This window comes from Methylobacter arcticus (assembly GCF_050917435.1).
Lineage (GTDB): Bacteria > Pseudomonadota > Gammaproteobacteria > Methylococcales > Methylomonadaceae > Methylobacter_A > Methylobacter_A titanis.
This window is the reverse complement of the sequence record NZ_CP159583.1, coordinates 491,297-516,010: the sequence shown is the minus strand read 5'-3', so window position 1 is coordinate 516,010 and position 24,714 is coordinate 491,297. Positions and strand designations below refer to the sequence as shown.

Annotated in this window: 24 protein-coding genes and 1 CRISPR repeat array; of the genes, 4 read left to right on the top strand and 20 right to left on the bottom strand. The window is 44.9% G+C overall.

Features of this window, described 5'->3' with window-relative positions:
* Window positions 1-79: 79 nt before the first annotated feature.
* Window positions 80-1,222: an RNA-guided endonuclease TnpB family protein gene (locus ABXJ76_RS02545; protein WP_432743810.1), complete on the bottom strand. Its 1,143-nt coding sequence runs from the start codon at window positions 1,220-1,222 to the stop codon at window positions 80-82.
* Window positions 1,223-1,266: 44 nt separating this feature from the next.
* Here ABXJ76_RS02545 and ABXJ76_RS02540 point away from each other — a divergent pair, with 44 nt between their 5' ends.
* A complete protein-coding gene (locus ABXJ76_RS02540; RefSeq protein WP_432743808.1) occupies window positions 1,267-1,431 on the top strand; it encodes a hypothetical protein in 165 nt (54 codons plus the stop codon).
* 149 nt (window positions 1,432-1,580) lie between these two features.
* Here ABXJ76_RS02540 and ABXJ76_RS02535 read toward each other — a convergent pair whose 3' ends face one another.
* The 19 genes from ABXJ76_RS02535 to ABXJ76_RS02445 all read right to left on the bottom strand — a co-directional run bounded on the left by ABXJ76_RS02535 (window position 1,581) and on the right by ABXJ76_RS02445 (window position 22,150).
* Window positions 1,581-2,099, bottom strand: coding sequence for a DUF1097 domain-containing protein (locus ABXJ76_RS02535; protein ID WP_432743806.1), 519 nt, complete (start codon window positions 2,097-2,099; stop codon window positions 1,581-1,583).
* Window positions 2,100-2,655: 556 nt separating this feature from the next.
* On the bottom strand, window positions 2,656-3,642 hold the full coding sequence (locus ABXJ76_RS02530) for a transaldolase (protein WP_432743804.1): 987 nt from the start codon (window positions 3,640-3,642) through the stop codon (window positions 2,656-2,658).
* Between the two features lie 361 nt (window positions 3,643-4,003).
* Complete coding sequence (locus ABXJ76_RS02525) at window positions 4,004-5,170, bottom strand: hypothetical protein (RefSeq protein ID WP_432743803.1); 1,167 nt, start codon at window positions 5,168-5,170, stop codon at window positions 4,004-4,006.
* A 3-nt stretch (window positions 5,171-5,173) separates the two neighbouring features.
* Complete coding sequence (locus ABXJ76_RS02520; RefSeq protein WP_432743801.1) at window positions 5,174-5,914, bottom strand: hypothetical protein; 741 nt, start codon at window positions 5,912-5,914, stop codon at window positions 5,174-5,176.
* A 158-nt stretch (window positions 5,915-6,072) separates the two neighbouring features.
* Window positions 6,073-8,058, bottom strand: a complete 1,986-nt coding sequence (gene tkt / locus ABXJ76_RS02515; protein ID WP_432743800.1) for a transketolase — start codon at window positions 8,056-8,058, stop codon at window positions 6,073-6,075.
* Window positions 8,059-8,192: 134 nt separating this feature from the next.
* Entirely contained in the window at window positions 8,193-8,726 is a 534-nt protein-coding gene (gene hxlB, locus ABXJ76_RS02510; protein ID WP_432743798.1) for a 6-phospho-3-hexuloisomerase, read from the bottom strand.
* 2 nt (window positions 8,727-8,728) lie between these two features.
* Window positions 8,729-9,370 carry a 3-hexulose-6-phosphate synthase gene (gene hxlA, locus ABXJ76_RS02505; protein WP_432743796.1) on the bottom strand — a complete coding sequence of 214 codons (642 nt, stop codon included), beginning with the start codon at window positions 9,368-9,370 and terminating at the stop codon, window positions 8,729-8,731.
* A gap of 336 nt (window positions 9,371-9,706) precedes the next feature.
* A CRISPR array of direct repeats spans window positions 9,707-11,870; the repeat unit is 32 nt; unit sequence GTTTCAATCCACGCGCCCACGCGGGGCGCGAC.
* A 176-nt stretch (window positions 11,871-12,046) separates the two neighbouring features.
* On the bottom strand, window positions 12,047-12,337 hold the full coding sequence (cas2, locus tag ABXJ76_RS02500; protein WP_432743794.1) for a CRISPR-associated endonuclease Cas2: 291 nt from the start codon (window positions 12,335-12,337) through the stop codon (window positions 12,047-12,049).
* 16 nt (window positions 12,338-12,353) lie between these two features.
* Window positions 12,354-13,388, bottom strand: a complete 1,035-nt coding sequence (gene cas1c / locus ABXJ76_RS02495; RefSeq protein WP_432743792.1) for a type I-C CRISPR-associated endonuclease Cas1c — start codon at window positions 13,386-13,388, stop codon at window positions 12,354-12,356.
* A gap of 2 nt (window positions 13,389-13,390) precedes the next feature.
* The gene (cas4, locus tag ABXJ76_RS02490; protein WP_432743790.1) at window positions 13,391-14,014 is read right to left on the bottom strand and encodes a CRISPR-associated protein Cas4; all 624 of its coding nucleotides are present in this window, start codon (window positions 14,012-14,014) and stop codon (window positions 13,391-13,393) included.
* A gap of 165 nt (window positions 14,015-14,179) precedes the next feature.
* Window positions 14,180-14,530, bottom strand: a complete 351-nt coding sequence (locus ABXJ76_RS02485; protein ID WP_432743788.1) for a type II toxin-antitoxin system PemK/MazF family toxin — start codon at window positions 14,528-14,530, stop codon at window positions 14,180-14,182.
* Window positions 14,520-14,753, bottom strand: coding sequence for a hypothetical protein (locus tag ABXJ76_RS02480; protein WP_432743787.1), 234 nt, complete (start codon window positions 14,751-14,753; stop codon window positions 14,520-14,522). The genes ABXJ76_RS02485 and ABXJ76_RS02480 overlap by 11 nt, the downstream gene beginning before the upstream one ends.
* A gap of 64 nt (window positions 14,754-14,817) precedes the next feature.
* Window positions 14,818-15,684, bottom strand: coding sequence for a type I-C CRISPR-associated protein Cas7/Csd2 (gene cas7c, locus ABXJ76_RS02475; RefSeq protein WP_432743785.1), 867 nt, complete (start codon window positions 15,682-15,684; stop codon window positions 14,818-14,820).
* A gap of 51 nt (window positions 15,685-15,735) precedes the next feature.
* Window positions 15,736-17,589 carry a type I-C CRISPR-associated protein Cas8c/Csd1 gene (gene cas8c / locus ABXJ76_RS02470; protein ID WP_432743783.1) on the bottom strand — a complete coding sequence of 618 codons (1,854 nt, stop codon included), beginning with the start codon at window positions 17,587-17,589 and terminating at the stop codon, window positions 15,736-15,738.
* A complete protein-coding gene (cas5c, locus tag ABXJ76_RS02465; RefSeq protein WP_432743782.1) occupies window positions 17,586-18,305 on the bottom strand; it encodes a type I-C CRISPR-associated protein Cas5c in 720 nt (239 codons plus the stop codon). The genes cas8c and cas5c overlap by 4 nt, the downstream gene beginning before the upstream one ends.
* A 178-nt stretch (window positions 18,306-18,483) precedes the next feature.
* Window positions 18,484-18,651, bottom strand: a complete 168-nt coding sequence (locus ABXJ76_RS02460) for a hypothetical protein (RefSeq protein ID WP_432743780.1) — start codon at window positions 18,649-18,651, stop codon at window positions 18,484-18,486.
* Window positions 18,652-18,772: 121 nt separating this feature from the next.
* Window positions 18,773-20,272 (bottom strand): CRISPR-associated helicase Cas3', encoded by a 1,500-nt coding sequence (cas3, locus tag ABXJ76_RS02455; protein WP_432743779.1) that lies wholly within the window; start codon window positions 20,270-20,272, stop codon window positions 18,773-18,775.
* Between the two features lie 35 nt (window positions 20,273-20,307).
* Entirely contained in the window at window positions 20,308-21,087 is a 780-nt protein-coding gene (locus ABXJ76_RS02450; protein ID WP_432743777.1) for a CRISPR-associated endonuclease Cas3'', read from the bottom strand.
* Window positions 21,080-22,150 (bottom strand): efflux RND transporter periplasmic adaptor subunit, encoded by a 1,071-nt coding sequence (locus ABXJ76_RS02445; protein ID WP_432743775.1) that lies wholly within the window; start codon window positions 22,148-22,150, stop codon window positions 21,080-21,082. The genes ABXJ76_RS02450 and ABXJ76_RS02445 overlap by 8 nt, the downstream gene beginning before the upstream one ends.
* Window positions 22,151-22,345: 195 nt before the next feature.
* Here ABXJ76_RS02445 and gcvH point away from each other — a divergent pair, with 195 nt between their 5' ends.
* The 3 genes from gcvH (at window position 22,346) to mazG (ending at window position 24,674) form a co-directional block, all read left to right on the top strand.
* Window positions 22,346-22,729: a glycine cleavage system protein GcvH gene (gcvH, locus tag ABXJ76_RS02440; protein WP_432743773.1), complete on the top strand. Its 384-nt coding sequence runs from the start codon at window positions 22,346-22,348 to the stop codon at window positions 22,727-22,729.
* A gap of 138 nt (window positions 22,730-22,867) precedes the next feature.
* The gene (locus ABXJ76_RS02435) at window positions 22,868-23,800 is read left to right on the top strand and encodes a carbohydrate kinase family protein (RefSeq protein WP_432743772.1); all 933 of its coding nucleotides are present in this window, start codon (window positions 22,868-22,870) and stop codon (window positions 23,798-23,800) included.
* A gap of 73 nt (window positions 23,801-23,873) precedes the next feature.
* Entirely contained in the window at window positions 23,874-24,674 is an 801-nt protein-coding gene (gene mazG / locus ABXJ76_RS02430; RefSeq protein ID WP_432743771.1) for a nucleoside triphosphate pyrophosphohydrolase, read from the top strand.
* Window positions 24,675-24,714 lie beyond the last annotated feature (40 nt).

Here is a 24,714-nt window from a genome sequence, read left to right as displayed (position 1 = left end):
AACAACCGCCTCCCTCCAGGCGAAAGCTTTTGTTTAAAATTGGGTCGAGTTTCACCGCGATCCTGAAACAAGCAACAGCTCACGCCGCTACCTTATCAAGTTGATATATCGCTCCACTCAGGACTAATCCAGCCCTTTTAATATTGAGCGCGGCGTTTAAGTCGCGATCAATGACTAAACCACATTCACACTCATAAACCCGTTGCGATAATTTCATGATGCGGATTTGACCGCATGAACTGCATGTCTTGGTACTCGGCTCCCAGCGGCTAATCTTAATCACCTCTTTGCCATACCATGCAGACTTGTACTGTATCCGTCTGTTTAGCTCGAAGATGCCGACATCGGCAACCGCCTTGCTTAAACAGCGATTCCTCATCATGCCGGACACATTCAAATCCTCAACACAGATCACGTCATTTTCACTCACGAGTTTAGTCGTCAGTTTATGCAAGAAATCCTTCCGGGAATTGGCTATCTTCTCGTGAACCCTCGCTACGACAATCCGTTGCTTCTTCCATCCGTTACTGCCTTTCTTTTTTCGGCTTAAAACCCGTTGCGCCTTCCTCAATCTGCGCTGGTAATAATACGTGTACTTTGGTGCTCCTGAGTGAAAACCATCACTGGACACAACTACGCTTTTAATCCCGACATCGATACCCACAACTTTGCCGGTCATCGGCTTTAAGTCCTGTTCGACCTCGCACATGAAGCCGACAAAATACTTACCGCTGGCCGACTTTGATACTGTGACCATCTTGGGTATGCCACCTGGAACTTGCGACCACTTAACTTTTAATTCGCCCAACTTAGGTAGCTTCAGCAACTCACCGGCTCGGTAATTGTTGAGCACACAGCGTTGATCCAGCTGATACCGAATACTTTGGGCATGGCTTTTCTTCTTGAATTTAGGAAAACTTGCCCGGCCTTTGAAAAAGTTATCAAAAGCTTTGTCTTGGTCAATCAGTTTTTGCTGCAATGCCCCGGCGGTTGCATCCTTCAACCATGCGTGGCTTTCAAGTTTCTTCAGTCCTGTAATCTGACTAGATATATCGTATGCACTTGATAGGCTTACGCCCCATTGCTGGTAAGCGTATTCCCTTCTGATTAAACCTTGATTCCATACAAAACGCGCACAGCCAAATTCGCGCGCAAGCTGTTCTACTTGTGCGGCATCTGGATAGAAACAAAATTTATAGGATTTTTGTATTAACATAGTCATAATATAATACAACAATCAACACATTACACAATAAATAACACAACATGAGCAGTAAATCAGACAGAGTACATTTAGTCATGCCCAAATATCTTAAAGCTGAACTGGATAAATTCGCGTCAGATCGAGGCGTTAGCATGGCCTCAGTCATTAATGACGCAGTTAAAGACTATTTAAAGCAATATCAAAAGCAGAAAGCGGATGCTGATTAAATCGGCCCTCGCGCTCGATGCTCCACTGTGTTATGCAATCTCACTGGGGGGTCGCGTTCATCCCTGAACGCTTCTGGGAGACGACCAGAAAAACACAATTCTATTAAAAATTTGTTACCACCGACTTAAGTTCACCGTAGCTGGTTAAATTATTTAGTCAACTTAGCACTCAGCTGCCCTGACCACTGACCGAAGTATGCACCGGCTACAATAGAGATGGATATGACAATCAATGCATTATCCAAAGAAACACTCAACAGAATATCTTTACTCAATTTACCGGGTGTTTGTAGCAAATAGGCAAATGTAGCCGAATACCCGAGTACGCTTGTTGGTATTGATGCAAGCGCAGGAATATTTGCCGCAAGACACATAACTACGACTGAAAAAGCTACTGTAACCGCAGCCCAAAACGGGAAGCCAAGAATTGCTGAGGCGGGAATATTGGTGATTTGAATAGCAGCCAACCAAGCCATAAAAACACCAAAAATTCCACACACGATGGTATTTTTTAAGGCTTCCTTAGAGGCGCCGAGAAAAAAGTAGGTGGCCCATGCAATAGTTGCGGCCCATATAAAAAAGATACCGCTAAGTGGCCCCACCGCCAAAAATGTTGCTAACCCAGCCAGACCGGCAATACTGAGTGAAAGTGCTGTAAGATTATTCATAATATATTTCCAAAATTCACCCCACTTATTATTTAATTAGATTTCGCATTGAGGCGGTTCTACGAAACATAACACATTGGATTAACCCTATAGACCAAACTAAAATCAGTGCGGTTAAATATTAACAGATAATATTTTCACAAAACACCAACATTGATATCGCGTCTAAATAAGTAAATCATAAAACGGTTTGAGCGGTTTTTTGCTTCTTCTCAGGTTAAATGCATTACTAATTGAAAGCGCTAATTTAATTGATTTTAAAGTAGGCAGCAAGCCTGATATTGAGCCACAAAAAGTCAAAAACCACCAACACTTAATTACTTTACAATCGACATGCAAAAGCCAAAATATCGGGCAACCTGAATAGATTTAGACATCAAAAAGCAGCAGATTCTCTACCTTATGCTAGAAAGCGGATGATAACAATTGATTTACTTTGGACATCCGTGCCAAATTTTATAGCGTAGCTGAGGATACTACCCTATGGTTACGTAGTTGCTGAATAAAAAGAAGTGTCCCCCGGCTTATAAATATAAACCGAGGGACTTAAATCAACTTATCCTTCTAAAACGGCTAATCGTGCTGAAAGAATTCCTTCTAACGACTCTAACGCTTTGGTGAAGCCATCGATACCTTCTGCAAGCTTGTCAGAAGCCATACGATTTTCGGCATGCATAGCATCAAAAGTTGCTTTGTCGATTGTCATTTTTTCAATTGACACATTAGCTGCATTCTTCGGATCCAACTTACGCTCCAGATTACCTTCTGTAGACTGGAGTTCAGCTAATAAGGCTGGCGCAATGGTCAATAAATCACAACCTGCCAATTCAACAATCTCGCCAATATTACGGAAACTTGCACCCATAACTTCGGTTTTATAGCCGAATTTTTTGTAGTAGTTATAGATTTCTGTAACCGACAAGACACCAGGGTCTTCAGCAGGCGCATAAGAATCACGACCCGTATCTTTTTTATACCAATCAAGAATACGGCCAACAAAAGGTGAAATCAGCGTAATGCCATTTTCGGCACAGGCGATTGCCTGATGCAGACCAAATAATAAGGTCAGATTACAGTGAATACCTTCTTTTTCAAGAACTGCAGCCGCCTGTATTCCTTCCCAAGTCGCTGCAACTTTAATCAGCACTCGTTCGCGTGAAACGCCTTGCGCTTCATACATGGCAATCAAGTCACGACCTACAGCGATACTGGCATCAGTATCGAAGGAAAGGCGAGCATCTACTTCAGTAGAAACACGGCCCGGAATTACCTCAAGTATCTTACGCCCGAAAGAAACAGCTAGTCGCTCGAAAGCAAGGGTAGCCACTTGTGCTGCAGATGCATCTTTACCTAAGGTTTCTCTAGCACCTTTCAAAGTATCATCGACAATTCCTTGATATTGTGGCATTTGAGCAGCAGCAGTAATCAAGGATGGATTAGTTGTCGCATCATGCGGAGTGAAAGTTTCAATAGCCTGGATATCACCAGTATCGGCTACAACAACAGTCATTTTTCTCAGTTGTTCAAGTAAAGTCTTTGCCATTAGGGGTTCCTTTAGTTTTAAAAGTTAAACACATCAGGACATACACTTGTCATTTTCAAATACATTTGAAATATACAAGCGTGACATCCAATATAATTACAAGGGTGGGGTAGTTATACCGTGCGCCGAGGTTGTTTATCATAAAATAGCAATACAACCCTGAGCCATGCCTAGTAAGCAATTACTCGCTGAATCAATGCGTCATTTTTCGCATAGCCCCTAAAATTAAAGCCATTTACTTAGGAAAACTAATTTAACGATAGACTTCAAAATAGATACATCGTTTTAATTACAACAATAAACGGCAGCAGACTCATATTCGGTCAAGACATTAACACGTTATTAATACAACTCGGTCATATCACGCTTTTTCAGGTGTTGCTCTTGCAGCAATAACTTGCCTACTCACGTATTTAGAGACACCGCTTGAAATCGGCAATACAGCCTGTTTTTGCATATACTTGGTGACTCCGCTTGCTTTAGGCAATATTTTTGCAGTCATCGCCTCTTTTTCCACGTACTTTGCAACACCACTTATAATCGGAGCTTTTTTTACGCGCATTGCTTGTGTTGCCATGTACTTTTCTACGCCAGTTAAAATAGGCGTTTCTTTTCTGAATAATATTTGTTTTGCCACATATTTAGCAACGCCGCTTACCGGTGGTTTTTCTTTTGCCAAAATTGCTTGTTCTTCCAAATATCGAGCCACTCCGGTTGCAGCGGCGGCGGCAACTGCCCTTTCATCCGCTTTTTCCATCTCTTTTTCTCTGGCCAACTGCTGTTCTTTTTCTTTTTCTTTTTCTTGCTCTTTTGCGAAAATACGCTGCTCTTCCAAATACTTGGCAACTATAGTCGCTGCTGCCGCTTTTCTCGCAGCAATGGACTCGTCTTCAAGATATTTTGCTACTCCGGTTGCTGCTACTGTATTTCTAGCCGATATAGACTGCCTGATTAAATACTTAGAAACACCACTTATAGCGGGAGAGTTGGCTTGTTTTTCAACGTATCTAGCTACGCTACTCACTACTGGCGCTTTTTTTGTAACGACAACAGCATGCTGGGTCATATACTTAGTGACACCACTAATTTTCGGTGCTTTTTTTGCGATAATAGCTTGCCTTGCCATATATTTGGCAACGCTGCTAACAGGATGTTGATCCAGTTTCTCCAAGTACTTGGTAACACTGCTCAATGATACCTCAACTGCCTGGTTGTCGAGATTCTCATCAGCTATTAACCCCTCTTCGTGACTTCCCAAGTAACCAACAACTTCGTCTACTGCCGATACTTCTTCCTGGCGCTCCAAAGCATTAGCAACTTCATTGGCTGCTGACAACTCTTCCAGCCTGTTCAAATACCGCGCAACTCCGCTTGGCACCGGCACAACTTCCTGGCTTTTCAAGTACCTAGCAACTCCAGTCAGTCCATTAAGATCGCTAAAATATGCGGGAGAACTGGTTTGAGTTTCAACTTCCTTTTTGGAACCAAAAAGTCCTGACACTAAATTGACTAGGTAATTTTGATCCACTTATCACCCCCGATCGCGCATGTACTTTTCAACTCCGGTTCCCGCTTGCGCCGCTTTTTCTTGTGCAGATTTAGCCTGTTTTTCAAGGTACTTTTCAACGCCGCTTGACACCGCTGCATCTTTTGCAGAAACAACCTGACTTTCCAAGTATCTGGCAACACCAGTTACTGCAGACAGATTATGTTTTCTGATATATCGAGCAACGCCAGAAAGCCCACTCATATGACCAGAATAAACTGGCGTACTGCTGCTAGTCTTTATTTTTGGCTCACGTTTTCTCAAGAAGGCATACCCAGCCACTGCAAAAACAGCTAACCCGAGCAAATAACTCAGCATTGATTCGTCTTCCACTTTTTCCACTCCACTTACTGCTACATCATCTGTCGCAACGCTTTCAGATGTCGAGGAACTTCCTGTAATCGTGCGTTTCTCACTTACTGCTGCAACGCCTTCAGATACCGAAGAACTTCCTGTAGCCGCACTTTTCTTATAGTCAGCATCCTTATATAAAACCTTTGGTTCAAAGTCTGCAGCTGGATATTGTGAATCCACATCAGCCGTCGGCTTGGCCTGCTTGGTCGATACCTCCGCAGATGCAGGCTTGTTTTGGCCAATATATTCAGCATCCTGATAAATTACTTTTGGCTCGAAATCTGCAGCCGGATATTGAGTATCGGCCCCGACTATGGGACTAGCTAATAATAGTGCGGCAACTAAACCATTCGTCAAATTATTTATTTTCACGTGTGAATCCCCCTTTATGCGTTGTTTTAGAGTAGCCATATCTACGTCAATTACCTTTATTCTAATAAACCTTCATATCAATGAGTTAATCTCACACTCGATGCAATCAGATTTTAGTTTTCTCAACTAGACAATTAACGCAAATATGGCCTTTAAAATTACAGTACCGCTTCTACGTTTTTGACTACATTTTCAACAGTAAAGCCGAAGTGTTTCATCAATACGCCGCCAGGTGCAGATTCGCCGAAAGTATCAATACCGACAACTGCGCCTTCTAAGCCGACATATTTACGCCAAAAATCAGTAATACCTGCTTCAATGGCAACACGTTTTACACCGGGTGTTAATACGCTGTCTTTATAAGCTTGATCTTGACGGTCAAATACATTTGTTGATGGCATTGAAACAACGCGCGCTTGAATACCTTTTTCCGCTAAGGCTGCTTGTGATTTTATGGCTAAATCAACTTCTGAACCGGTCGCGATGAGGATAACTTGAGCACTGCCTGCCGCTTCAGAAATAACGTACGCCCCTTTACGAATAGCTGCGATTTGTTCATCAGTACGCGCTACGAAAGGCAAGCCTTGACGGCTTAATACTAAGCTTGAAGGCCCTGTCATACGTTCAATTGCCATTACCCAGGAAACCGCTGTTTCTGTGGTATCGGCAGGTCGCCAAACATCCATATTGGGAATGTAACGCATAGCAGAAGTATTTTCAATCGGCTGATGCGTCGGACCGTCTTCACCTTGACCAATAGAGTCATGCGTTAAAACAGCGATGGTACGAATTTTCATTAACGCTGCCATACGCAAAGCACTTTTCGCATAATCAGAGAACATGTGGAATGTTCCGCCGAAAGGCAATAAGCCGCCATGTAAGGTCATACCGTTCATAATGGCATACATGCCAAACTCACGCACACCGTAGGAGATGTAATTACCCATCTCTTTACCGCTGACATGTTTGAAGCTGCTGCAACTGGTTAAGTTAGAGCCTGTTAAGTCCGCAGAACCGCCTAAGAATTCAGGTAATGTAGGCGCTAATCCGCCAATAACTTTTTGTGAAGATTGACGTGTGGCAAGATTTTCTGCTTTTGTATTAGTTTCGGCAATCAATGCGTCAGTTGCAGCTGTCCAATTAGCCGGTAATTCACCTGCCATGCGACGTTTAAATTCTGCTGCTAATTCTGGATGTTCTGCCTCGTAAGCTGCGAATTTAGTATTCCATGCTGCTTCGACTTTCGCGCCTTTTGCTTTAGCATCCCAACCGGCATAAACATCTGCTGGAATGATAAATGCTTCGTGATCCCAACCTAAAGCTGCTTTAGTTAAATTAATTTCAGCATCACCTAAAGCCGCACCATGACATTCATGAGTCCCTGATTTATTGGGTGAGCCAAAACCAATGGTGGTTTTACAGCAGATTAATGATGGCATATCAGTCATTGCTTTAGCCATGACAATCGCCTTGGAAATCTCGTCAGGATTATGTCCGTCTACTGACAAGACATGCCAACCGTAAGCTTCAAAACGTTTTACTGTATCGTCCGTGTACCAGCCTTCAATATGTCCATCAATAGAAATACCGTTATCGTCCCAGAAAGCGATTAGGTTGCCTAAACCCCAAGTACCCGCCAATGAACAGACTTCATGAGAAATGCCTTCCATCAAACAGCCATCGCCCATGAATGCATAGGTATGATGATCAACGACTTTATGGCCTGGACGATTGAATTGTTCTGCAAGCAACTTCTCAGCCATCGCAAAACCAACTCCATTGGCAATACCTTGGCCTAATGGTCCAGTCGTTGTTTCAACACCTGGTGCATAACCGTATTCGGGATGTCCCGCACATTTTGAATGTAGTTGACGGAAAGAGGCTAATTCACTCATCGGTAAATCATAGCCACTCAAATGCAATAGTGAATAAATCAGCATTGATCCGTGACCATTTGAAAGAACAAAACGGTCGCGATCTGACCATTTTGGGTTGGACGGATTATGGTTCATGTGATCATTCCACAAAACCTCGGCAATGTCCGCCATGCCCATTGGTGCGCCTGGATGCCCAGAGTTTGCTTTCTGCACGGCATCCATGCTCAAAGCGCGTATGGCGTTCGCTAATTCTCGACGCGAAGTCATATTGTTCTCCTTACTATTTATAGATTACTAAATGGTGACTTTTCAGCCTGAAAGACTCTGTCACGGAATGTTCTTTGGCGTTCTTGCCTACTAAAGAATAGAACGAGTGGTCATAGCCACTCGTTCCTGTGTCGCTATTCTAAATTAGCGTGTCTTTCTCTCATTACTTCTTCAGCAATTCCCTTTTCATGAATAATATGTGAAACGGTTGCTTCCAAGAATAACAAAGTTGATAGCTCAAACACAGTTCCCATAGGCATACCTAAAACCTTGCCATACTGCTCAGGGCTACCGATTTGAAATACAGCATCTGCCATATCACCAATGGTTGAGCCACTTTTCGCAGAGATCAAGACGATGTTTGCACCTATTTTTTTTGCATTTTTAGTGAACGCTATTAATTGCTCAGTTTCTCCGGATCCGGAAATAATGATTAATAAGTCGCCACTTTTAATGCTCGGCGTGACAATTTCACCTACGACACTGACATCGTAACCGCCGTGAACCAGTCTCATTGCAAAGAAATTACCGACAAGCTTGGAACGCCCAGCACCTGCAATAAATATACGCTTGGCGTTATCAAGCAATTGGGTCAGCTTTACATCATACGTATCATCTGTAGCTTCAAGAACACCTGAAATCTTTTCTATGATAAGTTTCTGATGCATAACTATACCGCGTCAACCAATTCGCGAATTTCACGTGCTGCATCAGCAGGTGATGCGGCACCATAAATTGCTGCGCCAACTACAATAATGTTTGCACCGGCTCTAACAACATCCTGTACTGTCGATGCGTTAATGCCACCCGCTACAGAAATTCTAACAGGCAATCCCAGTGATGCGATGTCAGTCAAATCAGCAAAAGGTGTATGACCCGCTGCCTGTGCGTCAAGACCTGTGTGAATACCCATAATGTGCGCGCCCGCTTCAGCAGTTGCTCTTGCACAAGCCACTTTATCGCCAACATTAATTAAATCGATTTGAGCTTCTGCACCGTGTGCATTGGCTGCTTTGATAACACCGGCACAAGTTGCAAGGCCGGATACACCTAAAACTGTACAAATATCAGCGCCTGCTGCGTAGAAAGGCGTTGCTTCATACTCACCTGCGTCCATTGTTTTAAGGTCGACTAACAGTAATTTATCTGGGAATCTTGCTCTCAACTCTCTAACCAGGTTAACGCCATTGTGTTTAATGCATGGAGTTCCGATTTCAAAAATATCAACATGAGGCGCTACTAAAGTAGCCAGTGCGACTGTTTGGTCGAAATCCAATGAATCTAATGCCATTTGTATTAATGGTTTTGCCATGATGCGTGCTCCGATGGTTTATAGTAATAGTTATAATTTTAGTTACTTACTCTTTTATGCGAATGCAACTTTAAAGTAGAAAGGGGACCGATGTCAATGCCCAATGCTCAATGTTCTGCGTTGGCGCATAGATAGCACCAGAATTAAGTCCGGCAGACAGTCAGAATATTATGTATTACGCGATGCTCAACTTTTTAAATGTTGAAAGTATGGTATGACAACCTCTTCTATCGTGAAGTTGAATTGTCATAAAGTTTCAGATCGATGCTAATTTCAATCCACGCGCCCACGCGGGGGCGCGACGTCCTTTATATATAGTGGGATTTGTATCTGACGGTTTCAATCCACGCGCCCACGCGGGGCGCGACGTGGACAGCGTTGCGTCTTGATAAAGAGCGGTGTTTCAATCCACGCGCCCACGCGGGGCGCGACCTCACTGCAAAACCACTTGCGCTTATCCTGCGGTTTCAATCCACGCGCCCACGCGGGGCGCGACTTCCTATTTTTCATAAATTCAACCTCTATGGATGTTTCAATCCACGCGCCCACGCGGGGCGCGACATATCGCCATCACCGTTTCGCCTGCGTATGACGTTTCAATCCACGCGCCCACGCGGGGCGCGACGTACAGTTTTAGGCGACAGCACTGCAAAATCAGTTTCAATCCACGCGCCCACGCGGGGCGCGACTGGCAGGACTGGCCTTGATTTCAATGTAAAACGTTTCAATCCACGCGCCCACGCGGGGCGCGACTTTTCTCTGACTAGGCAACCGCGTTATTTCCTGTTTCAATCCACGCGCCCACGCGGGGCGCGACGATTGAGGTATTCCATTGCTACCTCTATTCCTGTTTCAATCCACGCGCCCACGCGGGGCGCGACGTTGCGACATATTCTTCTTCTTCCAGCACCAATTGTTTCAATCCACGCGCCCACGCGGGGCGCGACACATCGGATTAGAGAGGTGTGTTTTTTATAAATGTTTCAATCCACGCGCCCACGCGGGGCGCGACCTTTTTTTCTCCCAAAGCGCAACGGCTTGTTCTGTTTCAATCCACGCGCCCACGCGGGGCGCGACGGGTTATTAACTTAACAACGGAAACATAATCATGTTTCAATCCACGCGCCCACGCGGGGCGCGACATCGTGTACGCCGTGTTAACGTCAGATCGGGTGTTTCAATCCACGCGCCCACGCGGGGCGCGACAACCATTATATGTGCTTGTTTGAAATAACAGAGTTTCAATCCACGCGCCCACGCGGGGCGCGACCTTATAAGCTTCGTGAGCCATGCTTGCTACAGGGTTTCAATCCACGCGCCCACGCGGGGCGCGACCTACGACAAGCAGCCCGAACAAGCAGCGTAGGAGTTTCAATCCACGCGCCCACGCGGGGCGCGACCAGGGTCATGGCTTTGTAAAACAAATATCCTTTGTTTCAATCCACGCGCCCACGCGGGGCGCGACATTATCCTTAGCGCCGCAGCCGGTAATTTTTGGTTTCAATCCACGCGCCCACGCGGGGCGCGACGTTTAAAGCTGCAACATCAACAATCGGTTGAAGTTTCAATCCACGCGCCCACGCGGGGCGCGACCAAGTAATCAAGCGCGCCGATGTGTACTCAATGTTTCAATCCACGCGCCCACGCGGGGCGCGACTTCCCGTGCACCCAGTCCGACACGGCCGATCGTGTTTCAATCCACGCGCCCACGCGGGGCGCGACTTCATCGACCAAACCGCACAAATCACATAATAACGTTTCAATCCACGCGCCCACGCGGGGCGCGACTTGTATGGTCTAACAACTGCATCACCACGACTAGTTTCAATCCACGCGCCCACGCGGGGCGCGACTCGCGTCTGCTGCTGTTAAAAGCAAAGAGAATGTTTCAATCCACGCGCCCACGCGGGGCGCGACTCATTGGGTCTGCATCACTAGCAGCTTGGGCAGTTTCAATCCACGCGCCCACGCGGGGCGCGACCGGCATCAGGTAAACACTGATCATTACGAGAGGTTTCAATCCACGCGCCCACGCGGGGCGCGACCTTAATCGGCATTAACTGCCAGGAACAATAAATGTTTCAATCCACGCGCCCACGCGGGGCGCGACATCCTATCCTGGCACAGTTATATCTTGAGGGTGTTTCAATCCACGCGCCCACGCGGGGCGCGACCCCTGCCAGTAGCGGATAGCGTAGATTAATCTGGTTTCAATCCACGCGCCCACGCGGGGCGCGACAGCGTCTCCATGACCGGATAAAGTCCTTTAACTTGTTTCAATCCACGCGCCCACGCGGGGCGCGACCTAGCCATCGTTGGGCATAGTCGAGAGTTAATGTTTCAATCCACGCGCCCACGCGGGGCGCGACCCCTGCCAGTAGCGGATAGCGTAGATTAATCTGGTTTCAATCCACGCGCCCACGCGGGGCGCGACGCGGCATGCTGCTTGATGAGGGTCAGGAGCTTGCGTTTCAATCCACGCGCCCACGCGGGGCGCGACAGCAGATAACTAACTCATTGAATTTAATAATAAAAAATCCAACAATTTGCGAGCTAGTCAAAACATCTGCAAAAATCATTATAAATTATTTGCCCATAAAATAAAAACACTAAAAAAATCAATCCATTAACACGGCTGCGACATACAGGTAGTTTTATGCTCACTTAGGGTTCGCATTACAATAATAATAAGCCGTTTAAATCCAATACCGCTTTTACACCAATATGTTCAATGCGACGCTCCCAATTATTGCCCAAATAGTAAAACCGTAAACTATCCAACGATTCATCCATAACGGCTATTAAATCATTTTTTAATTTCGTCCATTGCGCCATATCAACCTCAATTTCAAATACCGAATACTGTACCCGCTGCCCATATACAAGGCATAATTTAGCCATTCTACGCAGGCGTTTTGGCCCGGTATCATTTTTAAAACTGACATCATAGGTTACTAAAATCATCATGTTACTTACTCAGGGTTTATTTCCATAAAAACGGCACGTAGCTATCACAATCACCCCGTAAAAATCGCGCTAACACTTGGGCTTGCAACCAAGGCAGTAAACCCACCGGCACTGTTTCTTCAAACCATGGGTGCATTAAGGTATCTTGCTTACGGTCTTGCCAGGCTGCTAGTAATGTTCTGCGAGGCTCGTCTTTCAAAGTGACAGACCCATTAGGCCAAGTCTCAAAATCCTTTACGACCAATTGCCTTTTGTTAATCAACGACAACACAAACCGGTCAACCATAGGTCTAAATTCTTCTGCTAAATCCAGTGCCAATGATGGCCTGCCGCTACGTAATTGATGTAAAAAACCACTAGCCGGATCCAGCCCGGTAGTTTCCAGCGCAGATCGACAATCATGCGTTAACAGGGTGTAGCAAAATGATAACAACGCATTAACAGCATCAGTCGGCGGCCTGCGTCTTCGGGTATCAAACTGAAAATCAGTTTGACGGATCAAATGCTTAAACACGCCAAAATACACTTGCGCCGCTTCGCCTTCGCGCCCCATCAAGGTATCGATAGCTTTGCAATCCGCTAGCTGTGCTAAACAACGGGTCAGGCGTTTTTCAGCGGTTTGCAATTCTACGCGTACTGCATCGTCGCTGATGTTATCGCCATGATCACGACAATATCGCCTGAGCACATAGCGCTGGTTATAAAGTTTTCCCGTCAACATGGTTTGAGCAATGGCAACGCTTTTTTCCACACTATGCCCGGTTAGATGTTGTGTTCTGCGTAATAACACATTGCCGCTCACCGGGCCTTCTACCCGCGCCAGATACTTACCAAACATGTTTAAAAAGGTAATGGTTATGCCATTTTCCGCACAGTGCGCCATCAGATAAGGTGAAACCGTCACTTGCCCAAAACAGACTAAGCCTTGTAATTTATGGATGGGCACGCGGGCTTTGGTTTCCTTATCTACTTTTAAGACCAGATTTTCATTGTCTTTATGTAGCCAGGAATTTTGCGTTTGAATATAAATGACGTTGCGTAATGGGCGCATGTTTAATCCTCATTGAGCTGTTCTGCCAACCATGCGGCAGCCGATTTATGAAAACCTTTGGGATGGCACTGGTCGATCAGCGAGCAAGCGTTGCATTTTTTAGCTTTGTAGACGGCTTTGGGCGTGGTTTTGGTTTGCACAATCGTTCGGCAAGCCACGATGGTTTGTGCGGTTAAGTCGCGTAATTCGGCATCAAAAACGACAGGATGCCGACGGCGAACTTCGCCATAAAACAATGCGCCTTCCGGCACCGATACGCCGTGCATTTCTTCCAAACAGAGCGCCTGGGCGCAGAGCTGCACCTCATCGGCACGGTGCGTCTTGGGCTTGCCGCGTTTATATTCAATCGGATAGGGTATTTCTGTCCCATCGGCTTGTTTATGGTATTCAACCACGTCGGCAACGCCTTCAATGCCCAGTTCTGCATTGGCTAAACGCAAGGCCCACACGGTTCGTATAGAACCGCGTTTTTGCTGATCGGCCTGATTCACCCGTTGATGCAACACCTGCCCTTCGGCAGTAAACTGGTTTTCAGTCCAGATGTCTTCCAGTTCGATTAAGGCAAATTGCCGTGGGCAAAACAGGTAATGTTGCAGGCGGGATAGGTAGATGAGTTCGAGTTCCATGTTCCTAATCAAACCAAGGATTAATTATCGGAATATCTAGCGGATATTTCATAAATGTTTTGGATTTATCGAGATTGGGTACTATTGATGGACACAACTCGCGCAATTTTTTAATGCCATTGGACGCAGATATCCAAATAGCTAAATGTTCGGTCATTTACTGGCTCATTGCTCAAAACCCAAAATGATTTTCATATACCGCTCAATCGTCGTCATTTCCGCTTCAGAAAGCGACGTCAACGGCTCTGAGGTGATGCGCTGATTATCTATCGCGCGAGCTTGATCAATCATGATATCGGAAGATAGATTTAACGCTTCACGGGCGGCAAGGTTGAAGCGCAAGGGCTGAGCATTTGCATGAATCTGAGTTGTCAGCGGTAAAACAAGGGTGCTTGGGTGGCCTGCATCGTTTAAATCATTGCATTGCACTATAAGCGCTGGACGTATTTTTCCCGCTTCCGTGCCTTTTGAGGGATTAAAATTAACTAAATGCACATCACCCCGCTTAAAGCCCATCTGAATTACTCGCTGCTAAGGATTGATTGATTTCCAAGGTTTGGTTTGCCACCAAGTTAGACGCGTATTTGATTTGCTGGCTTAGCTTTTTTCTTTGTAGCATTTCTGCATAATAACGTAACGATTCAGCAATAATTTCACCGGTCGGTTTATTATTCTCTTTGGCAATGTCCTGTAATAACCGGCTGACATTATCATCGGTTGTAAATGTAATCGTTTGCATGTTATTCACCTTAATTAATTGATAGGCAATTGTTGGGTTACGCTATCGCTAACCCAACCTACGATTATATTATTTCTATTATTTCAACACTATGTGGTAAATCATCTCGATTAATACTAACGACATAATCACTAAAGCTACGTGCTGGCATATCATCTTCTTTGGCACGATTAATCATGATCAGGTCGAATAGTTTATGTGACGGTGCGTTGCCTAATTTATCGTCATGTTTAAAGACAATCAATTTTTGCGTTGCCATTTCGCCACGCGCGGCTGAATGGTCATGCTCAAACATTTCCGCAAGTGACTTCCACAAAATCTGTAAATCTTCTTCGGTGAAACCTGTTTTTTCAGCAAGCGATGCAGAGATGAAACCATGGGCGCGGTATAAACCGTAAGGAATAATATGTTTACGTCCCATTGTGCGTTCTTTGTCTGCGTCCTTTTCATTAGTGACCGCCATGCGTGTTATTGAAATTTCTTGCGGAAAAACCGGGTCAATTGAACGTGCAAAAGCAATTTGTACCGGCCCACGAACAGTGCCTGTATTCACTTCGGTACTCATTACTGCACCAAAGGTACGAATATCGAAAAAATGGTTGCACATGAATTGCGTCAAAGCTTTTGCTTTATCCGCCTCTGGAGGTAGTTTTTTTTGTACAAACTTTAAGCCCTGAGCTTCGTATGCCAATTTGTGCTGATTATTCAACACGGCTTTTTCCTGCATATAAATTGTATAACCCGGCTTATCTGTTTGTGTTAATTCTACAAAATTACGAATCTTGCGTTTTAGGCAAACATCGGTCACCAAACCTTGGTTAGTTTCTGGGTCTAGGCGTGGCATATTACCGGCGTCGGGGTCACCGTTAGGGTTGCCGTTTTTTACGTCAAACAGTAAAACAAATTCGTAGCGGTTGTTAATCATAGTCATCTTATATATCCCTTTAGTATTTAAATAATTGCAGGTCATTAAGTCTCTGATCTAGTCATCAACTGATTCGCTTGGTGACTGATCTTCGTCAATATCTACAGCTACAAGATTTTCAATTTCTTTTCCTGCTGCGTCCTTTATTTTTCGGGTAAACCGCTGATGGTAATAGCCGATGGCGAAACGTCCTTGATCTTGAAGATTAAGATTACGTGGCCATGAAGTCGGCATATCCTTTTCAATATCGCCTATTTGCCAATCGAAAAATGATGCCAAGTTATTTTTCTCACTATCATCCTTTCTAATTTTGGCGAGATGATTCGTGGCATTACGCATCAACGAAGGAAATACCAAAGCTGGTGTAGCAGAAGCCGCCCCCCAATAACGGTCGCGTATCGTGGCATTGATTTTTTTAGGATCTTTGCCATTTTTCTCTAACGCTTGCTTTTGTATGTTTTCAAGCACAGCAAACAGCCGCCCCATTCGATAGGCAACATTTGTTTCTTCTACATCCAGACTCATAGATAACTCCTTTGTATTGATAGATGGATTTAAACGAATTTGACGGTTGATGACAGCTTTGCACAACGATACTCTCGTGTAATCTATCACGCCATCTGAGCGCATACGCAGTAGTACTTGTGCTAGTAGACTTTGCGGATAAGCTTGTCCCGTAAAAATTGCACGGGCAAGATCACCTGCCAATTGAGGAGATATGTTATCGGCTTTTGCTTTACCATCACGAATAGGGGCGGTTGCATAAGTTAATTTCCAAATTGCTGGAAGCCCGTTACCTTGTTGGGGTTCAAGATGTAAATCATGGTAATGCTGTGCTATACGTTGCGTCATTTCATCGAGTGTAGACATATACCAAAACCGTATCGATATGCGCGCCGCATTGGGCGATAAACCCAAAATATAAAATTTAGTCGAGGGTTCAAGGTCGGGGCGCAATTCTTTCAAGGGCCTTCCTTGCGAGACTTCCTGCAAACAGCTAGCTAAACTCGCTGTTTCTTGTGCATCACTAGGGTTCATGGCTTCAGACATAAAGCTTTCCGCCATTTCAGCATCTGCACTTTCAGTCGCTTCTGCCCAAAACACGGTTACAGCATCACCAATTTTTAAGCGTTGATTATTGCTGCTATCTTTACGTAACAGATAATTAAGTGCCGTAACATATTTAAATGCGGCGTTCGTGCCGACACTGGCATTTTTGCCATTTTTCAAACCGTAAGATTCAAACGACTCTTTGTTAAACGATACTATCAACGCGCCTGATGATTGCGCCTTATCCACGCCTTTGATAGAACTATGTAGCTCGGCTATTTTTGTAGTCTGTCCATCAATAAGGCATTGACCATCCGAAAGTTTGCCAAGATAGTTAGAAAGTACTATTGCCCATTGTTTTTTGAATTCCTCACAGTCATGAACAAATTTATTTCCATCGTCAAGTAACCTAAAAACAAAATTGCTGTCTAAAGCATCCTTGGTTTTTTCATGCCAATTTTGCTTATTGTCATTCCAGAACGCTGGAAATTTTTGCAAGGCTTGTAATGCCTTTGAATTTGTACTATCAAAAGCATTTACCTTAGCCCAAAAATCTTCATACTTTTTGCCCAAGTCTTTCGGCTTTTCTGAGATACCTAAGGTATAGGCTGAGTTGTCCCACAAATAATTGGCTTTCACACCTGAGGTTCTACCTTCATACATCGGTACTATAAAAGAATTTGGGACTGACTTCTTTTTCTCTTCATGAATACGTAAATCCTCAATATTAAAAATCGAACCATCCGCATTCAACACAACACAATAACTAATTTTTTCTAAGCTCCAACCATAAGGAGGAACTTTTTTTGGTTCGGCGACAGAAATCCTATCGTAATAGCCATTCAATGCTTGAAGAATCATGCCACTGCCTCCTGCATAGAAGGTATAGCAATGATGCCGTCATTCATGTTGGCCCTAAAAAAACATGGTGTCATGCCATTAGTAAAATCTATATCCCATAACATCCAGCCTAAATCACGCTCCCCTTTGAGCTGTTCGTGGCAAGTGGGAATGTCGGCCAGGCTTTCAAGCAATTCAAATGACGCGCTAAACTCCCGATTTCCTAAGCAGGGCTGCTGAAAACATTGCCCTTTAGTGGCTCTGCGTTTGAATATTTCAATGTGTTTCCCGGCATTATCATCAGCCCCTGCCTGCGCAGTGAGTTCAAAATGAGCTTCAATGACGTAGCTCACTTTTTTAAGAATGATTGCCGAGCGTTGTTGGCGATTATCGCCGTCATCAACGTGATAAATCAGCTTGCCAAGATTGCCAGTTTTCATTGCAGCCTTAACATTATTAGGCTTTATCATGTCTGCAACCTCGTTACGTTTTATGTTTTCAAAACGAATCGGCTCAAGCACATGGATACGATCTATAACCCAACGAATGGCTGGTTTCCAATGGATAGCTTCAATAATGCCCCGTGCTGCCGACGGCGTAATAACATCGTAAGAAACCCTCTCTACTTTCATTTCTGGCCTAGTAAAACAGGCATTGTCACCCCAGACTTTTAAGATAATGCCTTTGCTCATGCTTGCTCCAGTTCCAATAATTTGCGTGCAGTATTCATAAAACACAATCCTTGCCGTTCTGATTAGGTTAACTTCGAGACTTGCATTAGTTCCCAAGCTCCCGTTTGGGGGTATATAAATCCACATCGCCGACTAATGTCGGCGATGACAACACTTCCTAACCAATGATGGTTTCAATCCACGCCAGCCTAATCCGCCAGCGACATCCACTAGCAGATAAAGACTAGGGAATATAATGCTGAATTACTGCTATAACAGTACCCGCACCACTTACACCTACAACAGTTTTGAATATTACTGTTGTTACTGCTCTCGAAATTCGACAGGAAAAAAACATTGTGAGGTAATCGTCTTCTTCTTTTCCCTCGATTTTCAGTAACCACTTATCCATATCTACTCCTTTTTGAGTTCTAGGTTAGAAAGGAATAATGTATCATACTTCCATCAATGGTTAGTAAATTATCTCGTTACATTGTAACTGACAGTGAGTCCAGCAAGCCTGTAATGTACTTTCACCACCAAACACAGTCTTCGCCGCTCATTATTAACGGATTAGCTTCGGGATTGAAGCCAATACTATCGGTGTATAAGTTGTCACTTTCCAAGACTAAAAATTGCTCACCGAATCTTTTGGACTGAACGTATTGCAATGCGCCCAGCTTGATTAACTCCCCTGCTAAATGCTGCGGCACAGAAATTGTGTAGACTTGCAATTTTCTTGCAAGCTGTCCAACACTCATGTAATCGGGTAATTCGTATAATTGTTCGATGGCTTCAACCGCCGTTTGATCATAGCGCACAATGACAGTTTTCATGATGTTGCTAATTATTTTGAATTTTTGTGCAATCCAATCAAAAGGCAGGCTTTGAAGTTTGCTGTCTCGTATTTCGCCTAGAATGTTATGTTTATCTAGCTCACTGGTTTGCCCTGCTTCTTTATGCCCATACACACGCCCGAAATAATCCTGAATAGCGTCCAAACCCAAAGGGTCACTGCTAAAAGGCTCAAGGCTGAGCGTTTCTTTCATTTTGTCGGCATAGGTTTTAAGTTCGGGCGGCTGAGCGTGGTCTTTGGCGGTAAATATCCAAACATGACTATCTTCTTTCCCATTTTTACCTTCACGGTTACAACGTCCAGCAGCCTGAGCAATAGAATCCAAACCTGCATCACTGCGCATGACGCAAGGAAAATCAACGTCCACTCCGGCTTCTATCAATGACGTGGAAACTACGCGACAGGTTTTGCCTTGTTTTAAGGCAAAACGTATTTTTGCCAGCACCAATTTTCTATGTACTGCGCACATATAAGTCGACAAATGAAATGAACCAGTCAAATCCGCTATGCCTTGATACAGTTGTTGCGCTTGTTTTCTGGTGTTGACGATGCACAATATTTGCGGTTCCGCTCGCAACCGTTTTATAACTTCGTCATCATCTAAAATACCTATATGTTTTACAGAAACGCGCTGAAAGTCCTCGTAGAGCTGTTTGAGGTTAATGGTGTCGGATTTAGCTAATTCGCGCACATTTTGTAAGCCGCCCGAAAATTCGTCTTCTTCTTTAAATGCCGGTTGTGTAGCCGTACACAATACAATTGAGCAACCATAATTTCGTGCCAATTCATCAAGAGCTGCCATACAGGGACGCAATAAGTGCATGGGTAAAGTTTGCGCCTCATCTAAAATCACAACGCTATTGGCTATACGGTGCAGTTTCCGGCAATCGCTAGGACGGTTAGAAAAAAGAGATTCCATAAATTGCACGGCTGTCGTTACGATTACCGGCGCATCCCAGTTTTCCATCGCCATTTTTAACTTAGTTTTACTGTCAGGTTGTTTTTCAATGGCAGGATCATTAAACGCACTGTGATGTTCAATAACCGCATTCTGATATTCATCACCGAACTGCTTACGAAACACGGCGGCATTTTGTTCAATAATACTGGTAAAAGGGATGACATAAATAATGCGGCGCTTTTGATAAGTTTCGGCATGATCAAGCGCAAAAGCCATAGATGCCAATGTTTTACCCCCGCCAGTTGGAACGGTTAAGCTAAACAAACCCGGTACAAAGGTTTTAGCGTTTTAGCGTTATAACGTACAGCAGCCAAAATATCTGCACGTTTTACATTTATATCCTTATCACTTTTGAATAATTGTAGTGATTGATCAAAATTCGTTTTCAGTTGAATCAAACTCGGATATTGCCCTCTTGATGACAAGGGTACCCCTTCTACTTCATTACAAAATTTTTCCGTATCCAGTCGATCAGCGTCAACCAAACAGGAAAGAATCATGCGAGATAAAAAAACTGATTGAAAACAGCCAAATCCTGTTTTTGGTTTTAAAGGCGGAACTGACAGCTTGTTAATCAAGTGCTGTTCTATTTCATTTTCCCATACTGATTTTAGGAGCGGTAAATTTGTTTTATTGCAACGTTCGTTTAAAGACGTGAGTCTTTTATCTGTGCGGTATGCACCGTTTGCAAGCCCGGCGTGATGTCCAGCAATGGCATAAGCAATTAAATAACCACAATTTCCATATTTTTCAATCGCTTTTATTGCGCCCCAAGTTGCATGATCTACTTTTGGGTGCTTACCTTCAAGTCGCCTTTGAAACTCTACCGTATATTTACCCAAATCATGTAGTAAACCGGCAGCTTTGCCGTATTCAGCACAATTAAAAGCCTCAGCGAACCCCCCTGCTAGTTCTCCAACATTTTTAAGGTGGTTTTGTAACTGTTGCCAATCGCTTTTATCACTTCGTTCTGTCGAATGCGCATAAAAAATATTATCGATTTCGCCATTTTTGACTGGTTTATTAATCATCTTCATCCGGTATTTGACCTCTAAATTCTTCCGACAACAGCATTTGTCCTCCGGTGACAACCAGTTGCTCGCCGGCATTGATGCCGTTGCCGACAAAATAACCGCCGGTCGTTGCTGAATACTGGTCTATGATGCGGCGGCTGAACTGTTGTTCAGCGGTTTTAATGTAAACGAAGGCCTGATCCAGGTGCCAGACCAAAGCGGATTTGGGAATAACGACGCCGGAGCGGTTTTCACCTTGCTCAGCTATCCAGGCCGCAACGCGCATGCCGGTTCTAATAGAGTTGGTGTGTATGCCGCAAGACTGCCCGGAGCAGTTGCCGCGACCGTCAGTTTGGAAGAAATAGCTTTCGCCTTGCGCGGTGGCATCGGTTTGCGGAGCCGCTGAAATCAACTCGGCTTTACTGGCCGCACTGCGGTTTCCCGAGGCTTCAACGTAAATACCCTGAACGTCGTTGGCCAGTTGTTTATTAACCGGCAAGGTAATTTGCAGCAGCGTTTGTTTGCCGGATAAAAAAGCGCTCAATTTATCGGAATCCGTAGATAACGCCCATTCGGTAAGTTTTTTACCCCAATTGAGCCGGGCTTCATCTACGATAGCCTCGCTTTGAACAGCGCTCGCATCAACCTGGGCTTTATCGGCCTGCCATTGCGCTTGCTGAACTTGCAGGTTGCGCTTTGATGTCGCGCCCTCCCGATACAAGTCTTGTTGCCGCTTGATATTCTGTTCGGCCTGCTTAAATCTTGCCGCCGCGCCGCCGCGCTCGGTTAACGCGAGCAAATACCGGTGCCGCAATTCAATCAGCGGCTGTAAATTGACCGCTCTGCCGTATGCGGTAAATTCAGCATGATGGCTGACAGGGCCGAGTGTTATCGTTTGCAAACCCGATAACGACTGGGCTTGATTGGACAGGAAAAGTGTTTCCGGCCCTGCGGAACCCGGCTGATTGACAACCGGCTTATCGTCATCATCGGCAAAACTTAAGCTAACACTGAGTAAAAAAATACAGGCTATTGAAAGAACATTCATGTAGGCAATAAAAGGGTGCGTGGATTGAAACATGTTATAAGATTTACGTTCTTAAATGCATTTTTTTGTTGTTTTTAAAAAATTGCACGTTATCCTTCAACTGCATGGCCAGATATTTGCTCCTGCAATATCTGCATTCACCACATCCATGTGGCTTATGTAGAAGGTAGAGCAACGCAGGAGCAGTTGCCGAGAAAACAAAGTAACTAACACTATTGAGACATTATCATGAGCGACCTACCGGATAACTTGAAGTACGCAATGACCCACGAATGGGTGCAGGTGGAAGACGATAACATCGTTCGCATCGGCATAACCGATTTTGCGCAGGAAGAATTGGGCGATTTGGTTTTTATTGAGTTGCCGGAACTGGGCCGTAAAGTCATGGCAAAAGAGCAATGTGCCGTAGTCGAATCGGTTAAAACGGCATCCGATTTATTCAGCCCGGTTAGCGGCGAAGTGGTCGCTGTTAACGAAGCGGTGGCGGATGAACCTGAGCGGGTCAATGATGACGCTTATGGAACTTGGCTGTTTTGCATCAAGGCAAATAACCTGATCGAACTGGACGCATTGATGGACGCGGATGCTTACCAGCAAATGATTGAGCAATGATTTAGGCTAAAGGTACAAGGAGAAAGATGCCAAACAATAGTCTTTTCACCTTGTATCTTTATAACTTTTATTTTAGCCGCGATTGCTCCCGGCAGTCTTGCGGCATACACACCATCCCTGACGATAAAAAGGAACACAATGAGTGCATTAATATGTGGGTCTATGGCTTACGATACCATCATGGTTTTTCATGATAAATTCAAACATCACATTTTGCCGGAAAAAATCCATATTCTGAATGTATCATTCCTGGTGCCGGTGATGCGACGCGAATTCGGCGGTTGTGCGGGTAACATTGCCTACAATCTGAAACTACTCGCTGAAGAGCCGTTAATTATGGCAACCGTCGGACATGATTTTGAACCGTATGCCCAATGGCTGGCTCAAAACCAGTTATCCAGCGAATTCATTCAGATTCTGGATAATCATTATACCGGCCAAGCCTATATCACCACCGATGAGGAAGCCAATCAGATTACCGCCTTCCATCCGGGCGCGATGAATTCGTCGCATTTGAATTCAGTGCCGACTGACCGACAAATCAGCATCGGCATTGTATCGCCCGACGGCAAGGAAGGCATGCAATTGCATGCCGAGCAATTCGCGGAACTGGATATACCGTTTATTTTCGATCCCGGCCAGGGCATGCCGATGTTTAATGGCGAAGAACTGCTCAAGTTTATCGATCAGGCCACCTGGATGACCTTGAATGATTATGAATCCGAGTTAATGCAGGAACGTACCGGCTTGTCACTGGAGCAAATGGCTGAGCGGGTTGACGCGCTGATCATTACTTTGGGCGCTCAGGGTTCTCAAATTTATACCCACGGCGAGTGCATTACCATTCCGGCAGCAAAACCTAAAGCAATACTAGATCCGACAGGTTGCGGCGACGCCTATCGTGCCGGGCTTTTATACGGCCTGATGAATGAATTGGACTGGGAAACTACCGGCAGAGTCGCCTCACTGATGGGCGCCATTAAAATCGAACATAACGGCACCCAAAATCATGCATTCGATATGGATGGTTTCAAGCAGCGATACCACGATAATTTTGGCTCTTCGCTTTAAATTTCAAAGCCGCAGGTCGGGTTAGCGTAACCCGACCTGCATGCTACGCTTACTAAATCACGACAAACCATTCATGCTAAAACACACCCAAAATCTCTTAGACATCATGGCGCGCTTGCGCCATCCGAAAGAAGGCTGTGCCTGGGACGTCAAGCAGGATTTCACCAGCTTGATTCCTTGCCTGATCGAAGAAGCCTACGAAGTCGTCGATGCGATTGAACGCAATGACCTGGATGATTTGCGCCTGGAACTGGGCGACCTGCTGTTGCAAGTGGTATTCCATTCCCAGATCGCCGAGGAACAGGGCTTGTTCAGCTTTGAACAGGTTGCAGAGGGTATTTGCGACAAGCTGATACGCCGCCATCCGCATGTTTTTTCCGATGCTGTTTTCAACACCGATGAAGAACGCCATCAAGCCTGGGAACAGGAAAAGGCTATCGAGCGACAGAAAAAGAACAAAACGGCGGAACCAGACAGCGTATTGTCAGGTGTCGCCCGCAATCTTCCGGCATTGATTGAGTGCGAAAAAATACAGGATCGCGCCGCCAATCACGGCTTTGACTGGCCGGATGTACTGCCGGTTTTCGATAAAGTACTGGAAGAACTGGATGAGGTTAAAGAAGCCTGGCAATCGGGGGATCAGGCCCATATTCAGGAAGAAATCGGCGATTTATTGCTGGTTACGGTTAATTTGGCTCGGCATTTAAACGTCAATGCCGAAGTCGCACTCAAGGAAAGCACTAAAAAATTCTCTAGGCGCTTTCAATACATAGAACAACAGGTTGAAGCGTCCGGGCTGAATCTAAAAGATTGCGAACTGGCTGAGTTGGATGCTTTCTGGAACCAGGCAAAACAAGCCTTAAACAAAAAATAGATCGTGCAAAAGGGGCGGCCAACCGGTCGCCCCTATATAG

Excerpts from the sequence above, each read along its gene's own strand:
- ABXJ76_RS02545 (WP_432743810.1), bottom strand. The coding sequence starts at position 1,222 with ATGACTATGTTAATACAAAAATCCTATAAATTTTGTTTCTATCCAGAT.
- ABXJ76_RS02540 (WP_432743808.1), top strand. The coding sequence starts at position 1,267 with ATGAGCAGTAAATCAGACAGAGTACATTTAGTCATGCCCAAATATCTT.
- ABXJ76_RS02535 (WP_432743806.1), bottom strand. The coding sequence starts at position 2,099 with ATGAATAATCTTACAGCACTTTCACTCAGTATTGCCGGTCTGGCTGGG.
- ABXJ76_RS02530 (WP_432743804.1), bottom strand. The coding sequence starts at position 3,642 with ATGGCAAAGACTTTACTTGAACAACTGAGAAAAATGACTGTTGTTGTA.
- tkt (WP_432743800.1), bottom strand. The coding sequence starts at position 8,058 with ATGACTTCGCGTCGAGAATTAGCGAACGCCATACGCGCTTTGAGCATG.
- hxlB (WP_432743798.1), bottom strand. The coding sequence starts at position 8,726 with ATGCATCAGAAACTTATCATAGAAAAGATTTCAGGTGTTCTTGAAGCT.
- hxlA (WP_432743796.1), bottom strand. The coding sequence starts at position 9,370 with ATGGCAAAACCATTAATACAAATGGCATTAGATTCATTGGATTTCGAC.
- cas2 (WP_432743794.1), bottom strand. The coding sequence starts at position 12,337 with ATGATGATTTTAGTAACCTATGATGTCAGTTTTAAAAATGATACCGGG.
- cas1c (WP_432743792.1), bottom strand. The coding sequence starts at position 13,388 with ATGCGCCCATTACGCAACGTCATTTATATTCAAACGCAAAATTCCTGG.
- cas4 (WP_432743790.1), bottom strand. The coding sequence starts at position 14,014 with ATGGAACTCGAACTCATCTACCTATCCCGCCTGCAACATTACCTGTTT.
- ABXJ76_RS02485 (WP_432743788.1), bottom strand. The coding sequence starts at position 14,530 with ATGGGCTTTAAGCGGGGTGATGTGCATTTAGTTAATTTTAATCCCTCA.
- ABXJ76_RS02480 (WP_432743787.1), bottom strand. The coding sequence starts at position 14,753 with ATGCAAACGATTACATTTACAACCGATGATAATGTCAGCCGGTTATTA.
- cas7c (WP_432743785.1), bottom strand. The coding sequence starts at position 15,684 with ATGACTATGATTAACAACCGCTACGAATTTGTTTTACTGTTTGACGTA.
- cas8c (WP_432743783.1), bottom strand. The coding sequence starts at position 17,589 with ATGATTCTTCAAGCATTGAATGGCTATTACGATAGGATTTCTGTCGCC.
- ABXJ76_RS02460 (WP_432743780.1), bottom strand. The coding sequence starts at position 18,651 with ATGGATAAGTGGTTACTGAAAATCGAGGGAAAAGAAGAAGACGATTAC.
- cas3 (WP_432743779.1), bottom strand. The coding sequence starts at position 20,272 with ATGGCTTTTGCGCTTGATCATGCCGAAACTTATCAAAAGCGCCGCATT.
- ABXJ76_RS02450 (WP_432743777.1), bottom strand. The coding sequence starts at position 21,087 with ATGATTAATAAACCAGTCAAAAATGGCGAAATCGATAATATTTTTTAT.
- ABXJ76_RS02445 (WP_432743775.1), bottom strand. The coding sequence starts at position 22,150 with ATGTTTCAATCCACGCACCCTTTTATTGCCTACATGAATGTTCTTTCA.
- gcvH (WP_432743773.1), top strand. The coding sequence starts at position 22,346 with ATGAGCGACCTACCGGATAACTTGAAGTACGCAATGACCCACGAATGG.
- ABXJ76_RS02435 (WP_432743772.1), top strand. The coding sequence starts at position 22,868 with ATGAGTGCATTAATATGTGGGTCTATGGCTTACGATACCATCATGGTT.
- mazG (WP_432743771.1), top strand. The coding sequence starts at position 23,874 with ATGCTAAAACACACCCAAAATCTCTTAGACATCATGGCGCGCTTGCGC.